This window comes from Arthrobacter sp. SIMBA_036 (assembly GCF_046535135.1).
In the GTDB taxonomy this organism is placed as follows: Bacteria; Actinomycetota; Actinomycetes; order Actinomycetales; family Micrococcaceae; genus Arthrobacter.
In genome coordinates this window covers 129,380-146,789 of record NZ_JAWRXG010000002.1, presented here as the reverse complement: position 1 = coordinate 146,789, position 17,410 = coordinate 129,380, and the positions used below count along the sequence as shown (strand labels likewise).

Below are 17,410 nucleotides of genomic sequence, written 5' to 3'. Positions count from 1 at the left end.
GTTGATCCTCGTGTCGGCCCAAAGCCGGACGGTAGGCTCGACTGCAGACAAGAGAGCCGGCGGCAGGATATTGCCGGTGGATGCCTACGGAAGTGAAACCCGCTGTGAGCGACAAGAGCCAGACACCGCAAGAGCCCGACACCGGTTCCCATGAGGACCCGGACGAGCCGGCTTTTGACTGGATGAAGCCAGCTTCGTCCAGCGGTTCTTCCGCAGCGGCGCCCACCGACGAGGTGCAGGGCGCCGCCGCCGGAGCTACCGCCGGCGCAGCCGGCCCCACCGAGCAGCCCAGCCCCACCGAGCAGCCCGGCCTCACCGAGCAGCCTGGCCTCACCGAGCAGCCTGGCTCGCGTGCCGACCGGAAAGCCGCCGAAGCGGGGACCGCCGGCGCCGACCAGCCAGTGGCCGAGACTCCCGTGTTCGCGGATACCTTGGCCCACACGCCGGCGGACAAGCAACCGTCCGCGTACTCCGAGCAGTCCACCTATTCGGAGCCGCTGCCGACGTCGGCCCTCCAGGTCCGTCCGCCGGAAGAGGAGGTGGCCCGCCGCAACGCCGAGCGTGAACAAGCAGCCAAGGTCAAGCCCGTTGGCCCCCGTGTTTTCCAGGTCCTGCTGGCTGTCTTCTACCCGATCATCCTTTTGGTCCTTGCCGTCCGCGCCGTGACCAGCCCGCTGTTCCTCTGGGTGGAGTACAACCGTCCTGGCTTCCCCGGAGACGGGTACGGCTTCAGCACCGATGACCGCACGACCTACGGCTCGTATGCTGTGGACTATTTGAGCAACTGGGCCGGTCCCCGCTACTTGGGAGGCTTGGTCACCCAAGACGGCACCAAGCTTTTCCGCGACGGCGAAGTTGCCCACATGGCCGACGTCAAGGTCGTGATCCTGTCCACGTTCCTTGGTGGTCTCTTGCTGGTGCTGCTGAGCATCATCGCCATTCTGTATCTTCGTAAGCGCAGCAAGGGCGGGGTCCGTCGCGGCCTCTTCGCCGGCTCGATCGTCACGCTGGTCATCATCATCGCCTTGGGCGTCCTGGGCACGCTGAACTGGGAGCAGTTCTTCACCGATTTCCACCACGTTTTCTTCGCCAACGGGACCTGGACCTTCTCACTGGATGACACCCTGATCCGCCTCTTCCCGGGCCAGTTCTGGGTGGACGCCGGCATCGTAATCGGTGCCCTGGTCTTCATCGCGGCCGTGCTGACCTTCATCTTCACCTGGCCCACCCGTCGTCGAAGGGGACTTCCGCCGCGCAAACAGCGCAAGGCCGCCAGCCAGGACGCAACGGTAGAAGGCTCCAACCATGGTGACTCCAGCGCGGGCGAACTTGCCGACGTCGACGGGGGTGGCGAGGAAGCGGAAACGCTCGACGCCGGAACCCGCGCGGGCGCACACGCCAGCAACGCTTCGGTAGACGCTGAAGACGATGCTCACCGGGAAGCGAAAACCAGAGCCAAGCGGTAGGCGCTTATTTTCGGTAGAGCTTGTCCACGACTCCTTGGAAATCGTGGATCACAGCCGAGCGCTTGAGCTTGAGCGACGGCGTGAGATGGCCCGATTCAACGCTTAAATCGGCAGTGATGAATTCAAACTTCCGGATGGACTCAGCTGCCGAAACGAGCTTGTTGGCCTCGTCCACGGCGGGTTGGACGGCTGCCCGTACGCGCTGATCCTCAACTGCTTCAGCCACGGACAGGGGCTTTATCTTCTGTTGAGAGCACCACTGGGCCAGCCCTTCGGGATCAAGGCTCAGCAAGGCTGCGATGAATGGTCGGCCCTCGCCAACTACCACGGCATGGGCGATCAACGGGTGTTCCCGGAGCTTCTCCTCCAGAGGCGCCGGGGCCACGTTCTTACCACCAGCGGTGACCAACAGGTCTTTTTTGCGGCCGGTGATGGTCAGGAATCCGTCCTCGTCGAGTTCACCTAAATCCCCGGTCCGGAAGAAACCATCCACGAACGTGGCATCGGTGGCCTCGGGATTGCCGTGATAGCCCTTGAAAACGCCGATGCCTTTGACCAGGATCTCACCGTCGGGCGCCACACGGATGGTGGTTCCGGGCAGTGGTATGCCGACCGATCCAATGCGGCTCATGTCGGGCGTGTTGACCGTGCAGGGGGCTGTGGTTTCGGTCAGGCCGTACCCTTCGAGGACCGGAACGCCGGCGCCATGGAAGAAGTGGTTATCCCGCAGGCTGAGCGGGCTCGCACCGGAAACCGTGAAACCAACATTTCCACCGAAGGCTTGGCGGACTTTGGGATACAGGAGGCGGTTGAACGTTGAATGCTTGAGCCCCAGGAGCCACCCTGGACCTGCCCCTTCACCGCGGGTGGCGAGGTCCACCGCCGTCGAATACTCCACAGCTGTGGCAGATGCCGCGGCGAACAAAGCGGATCGGCCGCTCATGGCGGCGGCGTGGCTGGCCCCGGCGTACACCTTCTCGAAGATCCGGGGGACGGCCAGCAGGAACGTGGGTTTGAAGGAACCGAGATCCGCCATCAGCCCGGCAGCGCCGGCGCTGTGCCCCAAGGTGATTCCCGCAGTGAGGCAGACAACCTGGACGGCGCGAGCAAGGACATGCGCCAAGGGGAGGAACATCAGTGTGCGGGCGCCGGGCTGCATGAGCAGTTCAGGGAGGAACGGTATGACGTTGCGGGCTACCCGGACGAAGTTGCCGTGGGTGATTTCGCAACCCTTTGGCTTGCCTGTAGTGCCGGAGGTGTACACGATGGAGGCGACGTCGGACAGCGTGGCCGCGCTGCGTTGGCGCTCCACCTCGGTATCCGAGATGCCCATGCCGACGGCGGCCAGGCTGGTGAGGTTCGGGGCGTCGCCGTCGTGATCCATGCGGATGATGGTGACCGGATCCTCGCCCAGCGCAGTTGATTTGTCTACCAGGGAACGGACCATGCCCGCCTTCGCCAAGTCCTCCACGAAGACGCGGCGAGCTCCGGAATCAGCGAGGATCCACTCAATTTGGCTCGCAGAGGACGTCTCGTAGATGGGGACGGTAACCCCGCCCGCCATCCAGATGGCGAAATCCACCAGTGTCCATTCGAAGCTTGAATGGGACAACACCGCTACGGGATCGCCAGGGTTCAGGCCGCCGGCGATCAACCCCTTGGCCAGATCGGTGACGTCCGCCAGGAAACGGGCAGCAGAAACATTGAGCCAGCCGTTAGGGGTCTTGTGCGCGTACAAGATGCCAAAAGGATCCTTACGGCAACGTTCCAGAAGAAGGTCCGTGACGTTGGTGCTTTCATCTGCCTCGACCAGGAGCTCCGTACTAGCTTCCCTCACGAGCGTGTCCCTAGATCCACGACGGCATCCACATCCTCATGTGCCATTGCTGGTAACTGATCACTTCCGCAGTCAGTACCGGGTAGAAGAACGCTGTTAACAGCACCGCCACCACCAGTACCAGGGTTACTGCGTAGAGCCCCGACCGGCGGCGCCAGGGCGGATCATTGCTGCGCCCCAGGACAAGGCCGAGTACGTAGGTGAGTCCCAGGACCAAGAAGGGTTCGAAGGAGACTGCGTAGAAGATGAACATGGTGCGTTCGGGATACATGAACCAGGGCAGGTATCCGGCTGCTACCCCGGCCAAGATCGCTCCGGCGCGCCAGTCGCGGCGGCCGGCCCACCAGAAGAGCAGGATCACCAGGGCAATGGTTCCGCCCCACCACACTACGAGGTTTCCCAGCGGCAGGATGGCCGACGAACAGGCCTGCACGTCGCAGCCGGGCGTGCCCTGCTTGGGCGTTTCATAGAAGAACGATGTAGGCCGACCCATCACAAGCCAGGTCCAGGGACTGGATTCGTAGGGGTGATCGGCGGTCAGGCCTTGATGGAAGTTGAACGCCTCAATGTGGTAGTGCACCAGTGATCGCACGGAAGCGGGGAGCCAATCCCAACCCGGCGTCGGGTTCGTCGCAGCCCATTGCCGGTAGTAGGCGTCCTTGGAGAGGAACCATCCTGTCCAGGTCGCAGCGTAGGTCACGGCGGCAGCGGGAATGAGGGTCACGAACGCTGGTAATCCGTCCCTGATGATGCCCGTGCTGAACCAGGTCCGGATTCCGGCGACGCGCCGAGCATTCATGTCCCACAGGACAGTCATGATTCCAAAGGCAGCCACGAAGAACAGGGCCGACCATTTGGTCCCCACCGCCAAGCCCATGCAGATTCCGGCAACGAGGCGCCACCACCGCATGCCAAGCCATGGGCCGGTCACCAATTGCGTGGCGGAAGGCCGGGAACCGCCCGAACCAGCCGCTTGGGCGGCCAGCCGGGAGGCCAGACGACGGCGGCCGTCGTCGCGGTCCAACAGCAGGGCGCCAAAAGCGGCCAGGAGCCAAAAAGTCAGGAAGATGTCCAAAAGAGAGGTGCGGGAGAGCACCAAGTGGTGCCCGTCGATCGCAAGCAGCAGCCCCGCTATGGCAGCCAACGTGTGTGAACGGAAAAGCTTCAAGGCAATGAGCGAAACCAGGAAGACCGTCAACGTGCCCGTCAACGCCGCACTGAAACGCCAGCCGAACGGGTTGTCGCCGCCGAACAGCCACATCCCGAAAGCGATCATCCATTTGCCCACGGGAGGGTGGACTACGTATTCGGGCGTGTCCAGGAGGACATTGGGATTTCCTGCGTTGAACGAGTCGTTGGCTTGCGCCGGCCAGCTCCGCTCGTAGCCGCTGACCAGGTAGGAGTAAGCATCCTTGACGTAATAGGTCTCATCAAAGACCAAGCTATGCGGCGTATCAAGCCGGAAGAAGCGCAGGATGCCGGCCAAGACGGCCGAGATCGTGGGAATCAGCCAAAACCACAAGCGCAACGACGCCGGATAGTCCCGCCAGCTCTGGATTGTCCCGATCAGCCGTTCCCGCAGGGCCGCCTCGGTGAATGCCTCCGCGGGGCGTGCTATCCAGCGGTGGCGGTCGAGTCCGCGTTCAAGCCCCCGGCCAAGCGCCCGCCCTGACGTGCGGCCGGGGCCGCCTTGGCCGCTGACGGATGACGCCGCAGGGGTGCTGGACGTAGCGTCGGAAACGAGCGTCTGGTTCACCCGCCCATGCTACCTTTCGATTCCCGCTGCAGGGTTGACCCCGCGCGGCATTAGGCTTGGCAGGTGGACGAACAACAGGCAACCCCGGATAACGCCGATTTCAGTGACGACGCTCATGCCGAGGTGGGCGAGGACTTCAGCGACGAACTGGTTGGTCTGGGTTCCGCGGCTGCGGGCCCGGCCGGAGCCCCGGGTGTGGGCAGGATCGTCCTGGCAGCCACCCCCATTGGCAACGTCGGCGATGCGTCGTCGCGGTTGGTCGAGTTGCTTGCCACTTCCGACATCGTGGCAGCCGAGGACACGCGCAGGCTGCATCGCTTGGTCACCGCGCTGGGCGTGGAAGTAACCGGCCGCGTAATCAGCTATCACGAACACAATGAAGTAGCCAAGACGGGCGAGTTGCTGGATCACGTACGCGCCGGAAAGACCATCCTCATGGTCAGCGATGCCGGCATGCCCGCGGTCTCCGATCCCGGTTTCCGCCTGGTCGAAGGAGCAGTTGCTGCCGGGCTGACCGTCACGGCCGTTCCCGGGCCGTCTGCTGTGCTCACTGCGTTGGCCCTGTCCGGCCTACCGACCGACCGCTTTTGCTTTGAAGGCTTCCTGCCGCGCAAGTCGGGGGAGCGAAACTCCCGCCTAGCCGATCTGGCTGACGAGCGACGGACCATGGTGTTTTTCGAAGCGCCGCACCGCCTTGAAGTGATGCTGCGTGCCCTGCACGAGCGCTTCGGCGCGGAACGCCGCGTCGCCGTCTGCCGTGAACTGACCAAGACGTACGAAGAAGTCCTCCGCGGAACGTTGCGCGAGCTCCTGGAGTGGGCTGAAAACAATGAAGTCCGCGGCGAAATTGCCGTGGTGGTCGCTGGTGCGCCCGAACAGGAACCTGGCAAGCCCGAGGACCATGTGGCGGCCGTGAACGAGCTTATTTCCCAAGGTATGCGCCTCAAAGAGGCCGTAGCGGCTGTGGCCGAGGACGCCCGGATCAGCAAACGGGAACTCTACTCGGCGGTCCTGGCAGCACGCTGATCAGAGCTGTGCACCTGCACAAATCGGCGATGCCCAGGCAGTGCGCGACGGCGTAGACACTGCTTCTTGCCGGGCAGTACGGTGGCAGTAATTCAAGCCACTTCTGGCAAGGAACCCAAGCGGTGCACTTCTCCAAAGGCACCCAAGACGAAGGAGTCGCCATGACTGTCACGGTTGAACGCGAAAGCGAACTGCTGGCTTCTGTCCCTACTGGCCTGCTGATCAACGGTCAGTGGCGCCCGGCGGGATCCGGTAAGACCTTTGATGTAGAGGACCCGGCCACGGGCAAGGTCCTGCTCAGCATCTCCGATGCCGGTGCCGAAGACGGCGCGGCCGCCCTCGGCGCCGCCGCTGCCGCCCAGGCAGACTGGGCCCGCACCCCCCCGCGCGAACGCGGCGAGATCCTGCGCCGCGCATTTGAACTGGTCACCGAGCGGGCCGAGGACTTTGCCCTGCTGATGACCCTGGAAATGGGCAAGCCGTTGGCCGAAGCCCGTGGCGAGGTCACCTACGGCGCTGAGTTCCTCCGCTGGTTCTCCGAGGAAGCTGTTCGCGTCTCCGGCCGCTATTCCGCAGCCCCTGACGGCAAGAACCGCCTCCTGGTGCAGAAGAAGCCCGTTGGCCCCTGCCTGCTGATCACGCCGTGGAACTTCCCCTTGGCCATGGCCACCCGCAAGGTAGCCCCCGCCGTCGCCGCCGGTTGCACCATGGTGCTCAAGCCCGCCAACCTGACCCCCCTGACCAGCCTGCTGTTCGCACAGGTCATGCAAGAGGCCGGTCTTCCGGCAGGTGTCCTGAACGTCATCCAGACCTCCACCGCGGGCGCCGTGACCGGCCCGCTGATCAAGGACGACCGCCTACGCAAGATCTCCTTCACCGGCTCCACGCCCGTTGGCCAGGCCTTGATCCGTGAAGCTGCGGACAAGGTCCTGCGCACCTCCATGGAACTCGGTGGCAACGCCCCGTTCGTCGTCTTCGAAGACGCCGACCTGGACAAGGCCGTTGAAGGTGCCATCGCTGCGAAGATGCGCAACATGGGCGAGGCCTGTACGGCTGCCAACCGCTTCATTGTGCACGAGTCCATCGCAGACTCCTTCGCTGAGAAGTTCGCCGCCAAGATCGGTGCACTCACCACGGCCCGTGGCACCGAGCCCGAGTCCAAGGTGGGTCCGTTGATCGACGGCAAAGCCCGCGACGGCGTCCACGCCTTGGTCACCGAGGCCGTGGCAGCCGGCGCCGAGGCAGTTACCGGTGGCTCCGCCGTCGACGGTCCCGGTTACTTCTACCAGCCCACGGTCCTGAAGAACGTCCCGGCCGATTCCCGCATCCTCCAGGAAGAAATCTTCGGTCCGGTAGCCCCGATCGTCACGTTCTCCACCGAGGATGACGCCGTTCGCCTGGCCAACAACACCGAATACGGCCTGGTGGCATACGTCTTCACCAAGGATCTCAACCGCGGCCTGCGCATCAGCGAACGCCTGGAGACCGGCATGCTCGGTCTCAACGCCGGCGTCATCTCCAACGCGGCGGCACCGTTCGGCGGCGTCAAGCAGTCCGGCCTGGGCCGCGAAGGCGGTTCCGAAGGCATCGAAGAGTACCTCTACACCCAGTACGTAGGTATCGCGGATCCCTACGCCGACTAGGTTGCAGGATCCAGTCCACCGCTCTCGCAACAAGAACGGTTGACGCACGTAAAGGGCCCGGCCCCGGAACCACAAGTTCCGGCGCCGGGCTCTTTGCTGTAGCGGGCCTTTGCTGTAGCGGGTCAGTCTCACCGGCGCCCTATCGCCTCTCGGGTAACAACCTGCCCAGCTTTCGCCAGCTCCGGGCAAGGGCCCACCCCGCGGACTTACCCGCCGTGCGCAGCGACCGGAGCGGCGCCCCCAAACCGCGGGACCACCGATGCATCAACGACGGCGGGACCCACTCCGCGCGGAAGCGCACGGACCAGCGGGCGTTGCTGCGAAGCGATTCGCGAACGACGGCGATGCGCGGCGCAGCCGGTGTTGCCGCTGGTGGTACGCCACCTCGACCCGCAGGCTGGCCGTACCGATCGCGTTCGAACTCGGAGGTAAGGGATATGACTGCCACGTGGGCGGCGTCGTCGATGCCTCCTGCCTGACCCAAGGCGGCGCTGGCACGTAGCCGTGCGGAAAAGTGGCGCGGCGTTTCACTGGGCGCGGAGGGCATGCCGTAATCGGTGGCCAAGTCCTGCAACTCCGCCCACGCAAGCCCGGGAGCAGGGTCCCGGTATCCGGGAGGCGGGGTGCCGGCACGCGCTGGTGGGCGAACAGCGAGCCGTCGACGGCGCTGCGCTGTCCGGGCCAGCCGGGGAGAGCAGAGGAAGGCAACCAGCAGCAGGAAGCCGGCAGCCCCAACACTGATCACGGGAAGCGTGCGGACCTCGGCGGGACCGGCAACGGCAGCGGAAGCTCCCGCCGTCGGGGTGGCGGTGGGCGCTGGCGCCTCGGGGGTCGCAGCGCTGTTCTTTTCATCGGTGTTTGAGGTGATGCTGCCGGGTACCGCGGGATCGGTCGCGTAATCGGGAACAACCCCGCGGGAAGGTGTGGGCTCGAACGGAACCCATCCAAGGCCTTCGAAGTAAAGCTCGGGCCAAGCATGTGCGTCGCGGGCGTCCACCTCATATTCAGGGAATGACCCTTGGCCAACCAGCGCGACGGACTGTCCGGTGGGATGCCCGGGGGCGTAGCCCACAGCAACGCGGCTGGGGATACCCTCAACACGCGCCATGACCGCCATGGCGGAGGAGAAGTGCACGCAGTAGCCGCTCTTGACCGTAAGGAAGTCGGCCAGGACGGACAGTCCGTTGCCGTCATAGCCGTTCTGGACGGGAGCCTGGAGCGAATACGTGAACTCGCTGGAGCGCAGGTACTTTTGGATGGCCAGCGCCTTGTCGTAGTTGTTGCCAGCGGACGCCGTCACTGTGTTGGCGGTCTTCCGCACGATGTCCGGGAGGTTTGCCGGGATCCGGAGAAAGTCGTTGGAGATGCCGCGGGGAGCGGCGTTGGCCAGCGCCATGGCTTGGGCGGTTATTTTGGGCGACGCCGAGAAAACCACGTACCGCTGCCCGCGGGTACTGCTGTCCGTGCTCATGATGCTCAAAGTGGCCGGGTCCCACGTCCAACTCCCGCTGAGCCCGTTGACCGACGCGGGGGCGAACGGCGCTGGAAGGTACGGGCTGGTGAACTGGCCGGCGTCGATGGAAGTGACGGCGGGGACGGTGGGGCCCTGCAGGGTGTAGCCGGCGTCGATCTTGTCCGTACCGGGACGGCGTTGACCGGCCCGATCGTCGGGCGACCACGTTTCGCCGTCGAAGCTGTCTATGGTCACCGACCTCAGGTACTCGGCGCTTCCGGAGCTCGTGGCATAGGTGATCCGTCCAGCACCCGTAGGGCTGCGCAGGCTGTTGCCCAAGGTGATCATCGGGTTCAATCCGTTCGCCGTCCCCCAAGGACTCAATCGCGAGCCTTGGGGGAAAGTACCGGAGTCGAAGCCCGGAATCGCCAGGGGGACCACCAAAGCCAGGCCAAGAGCCAGCCCGCCGGCCACCATGGAACGTTTGAACTGCGAAGAACCGCGGGTGGAGCCGGACTGCAGTCGGGGGTCATGGGCAAACCACTGGCTGGTACCGAGGATGAGCAGGTAGCCGATCCCGGCCCCGAGGAACCCGGCCACGCCCACACTCTGCGGTTTGACGGTGGCTGGAACCACCATGACAGCAAGTAGCCCCAGACCGCTGACGGCGGGCATGGACAGCGGAACGGCCAGCGCATCCATCAGGATGACCAACAGGCCCAGGCAGGCACACATAACGAAAACGATTCCCGCGTTGGGAGGAACTGGCGCGGTCTCGGAGACTACGGTTTCTGCGGCCCGCTGCATCAGCTTGCCGACGGCGGCCAAGGTAGCCGGGGTGGGGATGAACCCGAGCAGGCTTTCTTGCCTGCAAAAGATGAAACTCAAGATGGTCGCCAGCATGCCCAGCGAGCCGGCGGTGGCCAGCAACGGACGCGCCCTGAGTGAACGGAGGGCAGCCAGGCTCAGCGCCGCCACGGTCACCGTAGTGATCAGTGGCAGCAGCCAAGCCCAGCCCCGGAAAACCCCATTGAGGGACAACGACGAACCCAGGACGGCCACGGCGATGGAACCCGCCATGAGCCACGGGTAGGGGCCCGCGCCGGCCGTGCGGGGCTCGCGTGTGAGGGATCCGGACGTGGGGGAGCCCGCTGTGGGGTCTGCTGTTGGGGAGTCTGGCGAGGCGCCATCCCCGCCCGGGTTCGGACGTATCCGATGTTCCTGTCCCGCGCTCATCGTGGCACCGCTGCTCCGCGTCGAACGTCCATGGCTGCTCCGGCCGCCGCCACGATGCCGCCTTCCTCGAAGGCCGACCATGCCTGGGCCAATGGTGTCCGGGCTGTCACGGCAGCGGCACGCCACCCGGCCCTCGAGAGAATCTCCACAGCCTCGTCCCGGGGGTGCACCCCGTCGGTCATCACCAAGGCAAAGGCGTTGGCACCATAGCCTGCCGCCGGTGCGAGGGCCCGGGCTTCGGCTACGGTCAGGTTTCCAAGGAGGGCCAAGAGCGGGCCCCGTAGCCGGTGCATGGCAAGTTTGTCCATCAACCCGTCATCGAAAGGGGCGTCGGAGAAATCAGCGCCTACCGTTCCGGCGGCTCCGTCATGGTGCTCGGGGCGGGCGTGCCTGGGGCCGGTCAGTTCGATCGCGGCAAGCCCCTCCGCGATGGCATGCAGGCCGCCGAGCCCGGAGAATTCCTCTGCTTCGGGGTCCGGTGCCGATCGTGAATGCAGGAATGCAGGGTTTCCGAACGCGTCGAGGAGGCGCAGTGAGTAGTTCCGCTCTGCCAAGTGGGCCGCGATGGACATGGCCGCTGTGACCATCCACTCAAATCCCGGCCCGGTGATGAGGTCCGAGTCTTCGTCATGGCCGCTGAAGCCGGTGCCGAGCCCGGCAGCGAAGGCGGTGAACCGATGATCGAGGATAACCGTGGCCTCCGGAGTGGTCACCGATTCCTCTTGCCGCACCATGAGTTGCCCGTGCCGCGCGGTCGCCGCCCAGTGCACGCGCCGCAGCGGGTCCCCGTGCCGGTACTCCCGGGTCATGATGTCGTCATCACTCGGGTTGGCCCGGACCCGGGTGGCGGTGACGCCGTCGTTGCCTCTGGCCCCGGCCAGGCCCGTCACCGGAAGTTCGACGGCGGCCGGCGTCACCGTGAGGATGTCGCCGTCGCCGATGGAGTGTCGGCGCAAGGACAAGCCGAAAGGGTCGCTGAATTCCGCGGTCACCGGACCGATCCGGAACTGACCGCGCTTGCCGGACCGCAACTGGTATTCGTAGCGGCTGGTCCCGCCTGAGGCGGATCTCGCGGGAAAACGAAAGGCGGGAGGGCTGCCAAACCGCGGAGGTAGTTGCTCCTCCATGGTCACGTGGCCCGAGTCGAACCCGGAGCGGGCAACGGCTAAGCGAACGGTGGTGGCAGCGGAGGTTTCCACAGTGGATGGGTTGAACTCCCTGTACACCTGAAAGGAGGGCTTGAGCATCCGTACCCCTGCCAAGGAGAGTAAAGGCAAGAGGAACAGCAGCACCGCCAAGGTCAGCAGGTCCCGCCTGCCCATCACGGCTGCGCAACCGAGGGACACCGCACCGCTGCCCAGCAGGCCCCACCCACGGTTGGTGAACAAATGCCTGGGGAGCCACCCTGCTACCGACATCTTCCGTGCCTCCTAACCGGCGCGGCGTTCCCTGGCCCACGCCCCGGCGGGTTCTTTCGCAACGGGAACGGACGTCAGGATGCTGTGGAGAATGCTCTGCGGGGTGTCACCGGAACTTGCAGCTTTGCGCTCGAGGATGATCCGGTGGGCCAATACGGACTCGGCCACGTCCAGCACGTCGTCGGGCAGTACGAAGTCACGGCCGTCAAGGGCAGCGGTGGCTTTGGCAGCCCGCAGGAGCTGTAGCAAGGATCGCGGGCTGGCCCCCAGGCGCAGGTTCGCGCTGTCCCGGGTGGCACGGCCGATTGCCACCGTGTATTCCTTGATGGCAGTGGACACGTAGACCTGCTGGACCATGGCGATCATGGCAGCGACGTCGTTGGCGGTAACCACCGGAGTGACTTTGACCAAAGGGGAGGACGATTGATGTGTTTCCAGCATCTGGATCTCTGCGTCCTTGTCCGGGTAGCCCATGGAGATCCGCGCCATGAAGCGATCACGCTGGGCCTCGGGCAACGGGTAGGTACCTTCCATTTCGATGGGGTTTTGGGTTGCCACCACCATGAAAGGCAGCCCCAACTGATATGACTTCCCGTCCACCGTCACCTGGTGCTCCTCCATGCACTCAAGGAGGGCGGACTGGGTCTTGGCTGAGGCCCTGTTGATCTCGTCACCGATGACGATGTTGGCGAACACGGCACCGGGACGGAACTCGAACTGCCGGGAGGACTGGTTGTAAATGGACACCCCCGTGACATCGGAGGGCAACAGGTCCGGGGTGAACTGAATGCGGGAAACTGTGCAATCGACCGTCCTCGCCAAGGTTTTGGCCAACAGGGTTTTCCCAACCCCCGGCACATCTTCGAGCAGCAGGTGGCCCTGGGCGAGGAGCACCGTCAGGGCGAGCTTGGCGGCGTCGGCCTTTCCGTCGATGACCCGGTTGATGGAACCCAGGATGTGCTCACTGGCCTCGTGGAAGCGCTCGGCGTCCATCGGGTGCTGACCGTGGCCGTTGAGTGCCGCGTCCCGTGGCTGGGCAGGTTGGACTGCGGCCTCACGCTGTGACTGCTCAAGCCGCTGTGAATGCTCGATGGCGACTGGTCGCTTGGACTCCATGGATTGCCCTTCAGCCGTGGCCGCCTTTGGCAATCCTCCTGGAGCGCTGCCAATGCGGGCTTTCCGTCCAGCCTACCTAGACAATGGCTTTGGCAGACAGAGTGCCCGCGGAATTTCTGCGCAGCCGGATTAAGGTGGGAGCATGTGCAATTCCCTCGCTCCTGCTCCCTACCGTGCTCGTGACGACGAGCACGAGGCCCTCCCTGCGGAAACAGGTACGTCCCGCAAGGATTACCCACCAGCTCCAGAACCCCTGCCGGTACCAGTGATGGACAACCACACCCACCTGGATTTCCGGCACGGCGTGATCGAGGTATCGGTCCGCGATGCCCTGGACGCTGCGGAGAGCGTGGGGGTGCAGGGTGCCGTGCAGGTTGGCTGCGACCTCGAATCGTCCCGATTCACTGTCAAAGCGGTCGACGCCGATCCCCGCCTCCTCGGGGCCGTCGCCATCCACCCGAACGACGCACCGGAATACGCCGAGAGGGGCGAATTGGAAACAGCGCTCGCCGAGATCGAGCAACTGGCTGGCCACCCGAGGATCCGCGCCATCGGCGAGACTGGTTTGGACTTCTTCCGAACGCAGGGCGAAGGGTTGGCCCATCAGCGGTATTCATTCCGCAGGCACATCGACATTGCCAAGAGACTGGACCTGACGTTGCAGATCCATGACCGGGACGCCCATGATGACGTGGTGCAGGTCCTCCGTGAGGAAGGTGCACCCGACCGCGTGGTCTTCCACTGTTTTTCCGGCGATGAAGAGCTGGCCAGGACGTGCAACGAGCACGGCTGGTACATGTCCTTCGCCGGCACCATGACATTCAAGAATGCAGGGAACCTCCGCGCGGCGTTGGCCGTGGCAGAACCGGGGAGGATCCTGGTGGAGACCGACTCGCCGTTCCTGACGCCCCACCCGCATCGTGGACGTCCGAACGCCAGTTACATGGTTCCCTACACTGTCCGGGCCATGGCCGACGTGACAGGAAGTGACCTCGCGGAACTTTGTTCGCGGCTGGCGAAAAATACCGTGGATGCTTATGGATCTTGGGCCTAATCCGCGCTTTTTAGCCCGTCTTCGGGACGTCCTCGCAGGTTCCTTAGGGGATACCCGGTATGCAGAAGGCTTGGATGCTTTATAACGGATCGGTTACTGTGTTAAACAAGTAGCCGGGGTCGGGGAAGGCCTTCGGACAGCTGGCGTGCTGATGCAGGCCCTCAGTTCAACGATGTGAAACGGCCCAAAACGGCCGGCAGTAAAAGGCGGGACCAGGCTTATATGCCTGGCCCCAACGTTTTGCGGCCACGCTCGTTTTTGTGCTCTTCCCCGTGCCTGGATGGTCTAAGAGTAATGGGCAATCGTGATCAAGTTCTTCACAACGGATGGCAAGTTCAGCTTTCTCAAAGTCGGTGTCCAAGTGTTGGTTGTCGCAGCACTGGTGGTCGGAGTTGTCGCCTTCGTCGGCAACAACAAGACCGTAACCCTCAACGTTGACGGCAAGGTGAGCTCCATCCAGACCTTCGGTGGCACTGTTGACGAAGTCGTCAAGGCTGCAAAGGTCGAGCTGAAGAACACGGACCGCGTCTCACCGGCACTGAATGCCAAGGTGGATAACGGCTCTGTGGTGAACGTGAACCTCGCTAAGGCGGTGTCCATTGACCTGGACGGCGCCCGCAAGACGGTCACCACCACGTCCCCGGACGTTGCCGGACTGGTCTCCGAGCTCGGCGTTGCCAGCACGTCCAAGGTCTCCCAGCCCAAGGATGCCTCGCTGGCAGTCAACGGTTCGTTCGTCTCCATCTCCACGCCCAAGACCATCAGCATCGTCGCTGACGGCAAGGACACCAACACCACCACGACGGCGGCCGACGTCGCCACGGTATTGAAGGACGCCGGTGTTAAGGTGGGCGCTGATGACCGGGTCTCCCAGCCGGGCAACGCGCCGATCATCCAGGACATGGTGATCAAGGTCTCCCGCGTGGACACCAGCAAGACCGCTCAGGCTACCGAAGATGTCCCCTTCGACAGTGTGAAATCGGACAGTGCCGACCTGTTCAAGGGCGAGCAAAAGGTTACCCAGGCCGGTGTGGCCGGTTCTTTGGTCAAGACGTTCAAGCTGGTCCTTGTTGATGGCCAGGAGGCATCCCGTGAACTCGTGTCCAGCAATGTGACCACCCAGCCTGTTACCGAGAAGATCAGCGTCGGCACCAAGGACCGCCCGGCCCCCACCCCGGCGCCTGCCGCGGCTGCCTCAGCCCCTGTTTCGAGCGGACCCACCGGCGCCCCGAACGAAGCCATGTGGGACAGGATCGCCCAGTGTGAGTCCGGTGGAAACTGGGCCATCAACAGCGGCAACGGATACTACGGTGGCCTCCAGTTCTCTGGTTCGACGTGGCTGGCCAACGGTGGTGGCGCCTACGCTCCCACCGCAAACCTTGCCAGCAAGGCACAGCAAATCGAGATCGCCAACCGTCTCTACGCCCGCAACGGCCTCAGCGACTGGGGCTGCGCGCACGCAGCCTGACCCGTTCGCCGGACATCCGGCACAGGGGATGTCCGGCGCAGACGATACGATATCTAGGTGACTGAACCGAATTCCCAGCCCGCCGCCGTCGCGCCTTTGCTTGGCGCCTCCGACATCCGGCGACTTGCCGAGGAAATCGGGGTCCGTCCCACCAAGACCTTGGGCCAGAACTTCGTGATCGACGGAAACACGATCCGACGGATTGTGTCCACTGCCGGCATCGGGCCTGACGAAACGGTACTGGAGGTAGGCCCGGGGCTGGGCTCGCTCACCCTTGGATTACTGGATGCCGCGAGTGCGGTGGTTGCCGTGGAGATCGATCCCGTGCTCGCCGCCAAACTCCCAGAGACGGTCAGTGCGTGGCGCCCGGGGGCGGAAGGCAATTTCCACCTCGTGGTGTCCGATGCCATGAAGGTCACCGAACTGCCCGTGCAGCCCACGGCGCTGGTGGCGAACTTGCCCTATAACGTTGCCGTCCCGGTGGTGCTCCACCTGTTGCAGCATTTTCCGAGCCTCCAGCACGGTCTGGTGATGGTCCAGGACGAGGTGGCCGATCGCTTAGCCGCCGGCCCCGGGTCCAAGGTCTACGGCGTTCCTTCGGTCAAGGCCGCTTGGTATGGCCGCATGCGCAAAGCCGGCGTTATTGGCATGAACGTCTTTTGGCCCGCGCCCAAGATCCATTCCGGCTTGGTGTCCTTCACCCGGCATGACCCGCCAGCCACCCACGCCACCCGCGAACAAGTGTTCGCCGTCATCGACGCAGCCTTTGCGCAACGGCGTAAAACCATGCGTGCAGCGTTGGCAGGCTGGGCCGGAAGCGCAGCAGAAGCTGAGCGTTTCCTGGTCACGGCCGGCGTCGACCTCACTGCCCGCGGCGAGGTGCTCGATATCTCGGCCTATGTCAGGATCGCCGAAGCCCGCCACCCCGTGGAAGCATGAACCCGGGTACCCGAAAACCAGCCGGCCTGCCATACGCGGGTGACCGCTTCCATGCCCGTACCGTGCGCGTCAAGGCGCCGGGAAAGGTAAACGTCTCGCTCAGCGTGGGCCCCCTGCGTCCTGATGGTTACCACTCGGTGGCCAGCGTGTACCTCGCGGTCTCCCTGTACGAGGAAGTGGCGGCCACCAGTACGGAGTCCGGCGGGATCACAGTGGGCATCAGCCCGGACAGCACGCTGGACCTCGACGGCGTCGACATTCCGCTGGACGAGCGGAACCTCGCCTACAAGGCCGCAGCAATCATGGCGGAGGTGTCCGAGAAGCCCACCGGGGTGCACCTGGAAATCACCAAGCGGGTGCCTGTGGCTGGCGGGATGGGCGGCGGATCTGCGGACGCCGCAGCCACGTTGCTTGCCTGCGACGCCTTGTGGAACAGCGGACTTTCCCGGGAAGAACTGGCCCACCTGGCTTCAGAGTTGGGCGCGGACGTGCCTTTCGCGCTCCTCGGCGGCACCGCCGTCGGGCTTGGTGTGGGCGATAAGTTGTCACCGGCGCTGGCCAAGGCGCAGATGGATTGGGTCTTGGTTTTTGCCGATTACGGGCTCTCCACGCCGGATGTTTTTCGCACCCTTGACGGGCTCAGGGACTCCGAAGGCCTGGACATACCCGAGCCCGTGGAGGTGGACCCCACCATCCTGCAGGCCCTCCGGCACGGGGATCCCGAACAGTTGAGCCGGGTCCTCATTAATGATTTGCAGCGGGCATCCATTGCCTTGGCACCGCAACTTCGCGATGCCATAGGCCTCGGTGAAGCCCGCGGTGCCTTGGCGGGGATGGTGTCCGGGTCCGGGCCCACCATCGCATTGCTCGCGAGGGACTCCGTTTCCGCGAGTGTCCTGGCCGAGGAACTGACGCACCGCGGGCACACCACCGTCGCAGTCCACGGCCCTGTACCCGGGGCACGGATCATCTCCGATACCCTCCTTTAGTACCTCCGC

Annotated in this window: 12 protein-coding genes; 7 read left to right on the top strand and 5 right to left on the bottom strand. The window is 64.4% G+C overall.

Annotated features, from left to right (window positions below; all coding sequences use genetic code 11):
- The first annotated feature begins 80 nt into the window (after positions 1 to 80).
- Entirely contained in the window at positions 81 to 1,466 is a 1,386-nt protein-coding gene (locus tag SB659_RS03370; RefSeq protein WP_410549482.1) for a TIGR01906 family membrane protein, read from the top strand.
- A 4-nt stretch (positions 1,467 to 1,470) separates the two neighbouring features.
- Here SB659_RS03370 and SB659_RS03365 read toward each other — a convergent pair whose 3' ends face one another.
- Both SB659_RS03365 and SB659_RS03360 read right to left on the bottom strand, forming a co-directional pair.
- Positions 1,471 to 3,303 carry an AMP-dependent synthetase/ligase gene (locus SB659_RS03365; protein ID WP_410549481.1) on the bottom strand — a complete coding sequence of 611 codons (1,833 nt, stop codon included), beginning with the start codon at positions 3,301 to 3,303 and terminating at the stop codon, positions 1,471 to 1,473.
- A gap of 10 nt (positions 3,304 to 3,313) precedes the next feature.
- On the bottom strand, positions 3,314 to 5,059 hold the full coding sequence (locus SB659_RS03360; RefSeq protein WP_410549480.1) for a dolichyl-phosphate-mannose--protein mannosyltransferase: 1,746 nt from the start codon (positions 5,057 to 5,059) through the stop codon (positions 3,314 to 3,316).
- Positions 5,060 to 5,254: 195 nt separating this feature from the next.
- Between SB659_RS03360 and rsmI the strand changes: the two genes are divergently transcribed.
- The gene (gene rsmI / locus SB659_RS03355; RefSeq protein WP_350224858.1) at positions 5,255 to 6,085 is read left to right on the top strand and encodes a 16S rRNA (cytidine(1402)-2'-O)-methyltransferase; all 831 of its coding nucleotides are present in this window, start codon (positions 5,255 to 5,257) and stop codon (positions 6,083 to 6,085) included.
- 161 nt (positions 6,086 to 6,246) lie between these two features.
- Positions 6,247 to 7,728 (top strand): NAD-dependent succinate-semialdehyde dehydrogenase, encoded by a 1,482-nt coding sequence (locus SB659_RS03350; RefSeq protein ID WP_410549479.1) that lies wholly within the window; start codon positions 6,247 to 6,249, stop codon positions 7,726 to 7,728.
- Between the two features lie 139 nt (positions 7,729 to 7,867).
- Here the strand turns inward: SB659_RS03350 and SB659_RS03345 are convergent, their stop codons facing one another.
- Genes SB659_RS03345 through SB659_RS03335 form a run of 3 tightly spaced genes read right to left on the bottom strand, consistent with a single transcriptional unit; the run spans position 7,868 to position 12,951 of the window.
- The gene (locus SB659_RS03345; protein ID WP_410549478.1) at positions 7,868 to 10,417 is read right to left on the bottom strand and encodes a transglutaminaseTgpA domain-containing protein; all 2,550 of its coding nucleotides are present in this window, start codon (positions 10,415 to 10,417) and stop codon (positions 7,868 to 7,870) included.
- Positions 10,414 to 11,835 (bottom strand): DUF58 domain-containing protein, encoded by a 1,422-nt coding sequence (locus SB659_RS03340; protein ID WP_410549477.1) that lies wholly within the window; start codon positions 11,833 to 11,835, stop codon positions 10,414 to 10,416. The genes SB659_RS03345 and SB659_RS03340 overlap by 4 nt, the downstream gene beginning before the upstream one ends.
- Positions 11,836 to 11,847: 12 nt before the next feature.
- A complete protein-coding gene (locus tag SB659_RS03335) occupies positions 11,848 to 12,951 on the bottom strand; it encodes an AAA family ATPase (RefSeq protein WP_410549476.1) in 1,104 nt (367 codons plus the stop codon).
- Between the two features lie 142 nt (positions 12,952 to 13,093).
- On the opposite strand from SB659_RS03335, the gene SB659_RS03330 reads away from it, so the two are divergent.
- From SB659_RS03330 to SB659_RS03315, 4 genes are all read left to right on the top strand, one after another.
- Entirely contained in the window at positions 13,094 to 14,005 is a 912-nt protein-coding gene (locus tag SB659_RS03330) for a TatD family hydrolase (RefSeq protein ID WP_410549475.1), read from the top strand.
- A gap of 304 nt (positions 14,006 to 14,309) precedes the next feature.
- A complete protein-coding gene (locus SB659_RS03325; RefSeq protein ID WP_410549474.1) occupies positions 14,310 to 15,473 on the top strand; it encodes a transglycosylase family protein in 1,164 nt (387 codons plus the stop codon).
- Between the two features lie 57 nt (positions 15,474 to 15,530).
- Positions 15,531 to 16,412 (top strand): 16S rRNA (adenine(1518)-N(6)/adenine(1519)-N(6))-dimethyltransferase RsmA, encoded by an 882-nt coding sequence (gene rsmA, locus SB659_RS03320; RefSeq protein WP_410549473.1) that lies wholly within the window; start codon positions 15,531 to 15,533, stop codon positions 16,410 to 16,412.
- Positions 16,409 to 17,401, top strand: a complete 993-nt coding sequence (locus SB659_RS03315; RefSeq protein ID WP_410549472.1) for a 4-(cytidine 5'-diphospho)-2-C-methyl-D-erythritol kinase — start codon at positions 16,409 to 16,411, stop codon at positions 17,399 to 17,401. Before rsmA ends, SB659_RS03315 begins: the two co-directional genes overlap by 4 nt.
- Positions 17,402 to 17,410: the final 9 nt, after the last annotated feature.

Coding starts and splice junctions, on each gene's coding strand:
- SB659_RS03340 (WP_410549477.1), bottom strand. CDS start 11,835: ATGTCGGTAGCAGGGTGGCTCCCCAGGCATTTGTTCACCAACCGTGGG.
- SB659_RS03370 (WP_410549482.1), top strand. CDS start 81: ATGCCTACGGAAGTGAAACCCGCTGTGAGCGACAAGAGCCAGACACCG.
- SB659_RS03350 (WP_410549479.1), top strand. CDS start 6,247: ATGACTGTCACGGTTGAACGCGAAAGCGAACTGCTGGCTTCTGTCCCT.
- SB659_RS03315 (WP_410549472.1), top strand. CDS start 16,409: ATGAACCCGGGTACCCGAAAACCAGCCGGCCTGCCATACGCGGGTGAC.
- SB659_RS03345 (WP_410549478.1), bottom strand. CDS start 10,417: ATGAGCGCGGGACAGGAACATCGGATACGTCCGAACCCGGGCGGGGAT.
- SB659_RS03335 (WP_410549476.1), bottom strand. CDS start 12,951: ATGGAGTCCAAGCGACCAGTCGCCATCGAGCATTCACAGCGGCTTGAG.
- SB659_RS03330 (WP_410549475.1), top strand. CDS start 13,094: ATGTGCAATTCCCTCGCTCCTGCTCCCTACCGTGCTCGTGACGACGAG.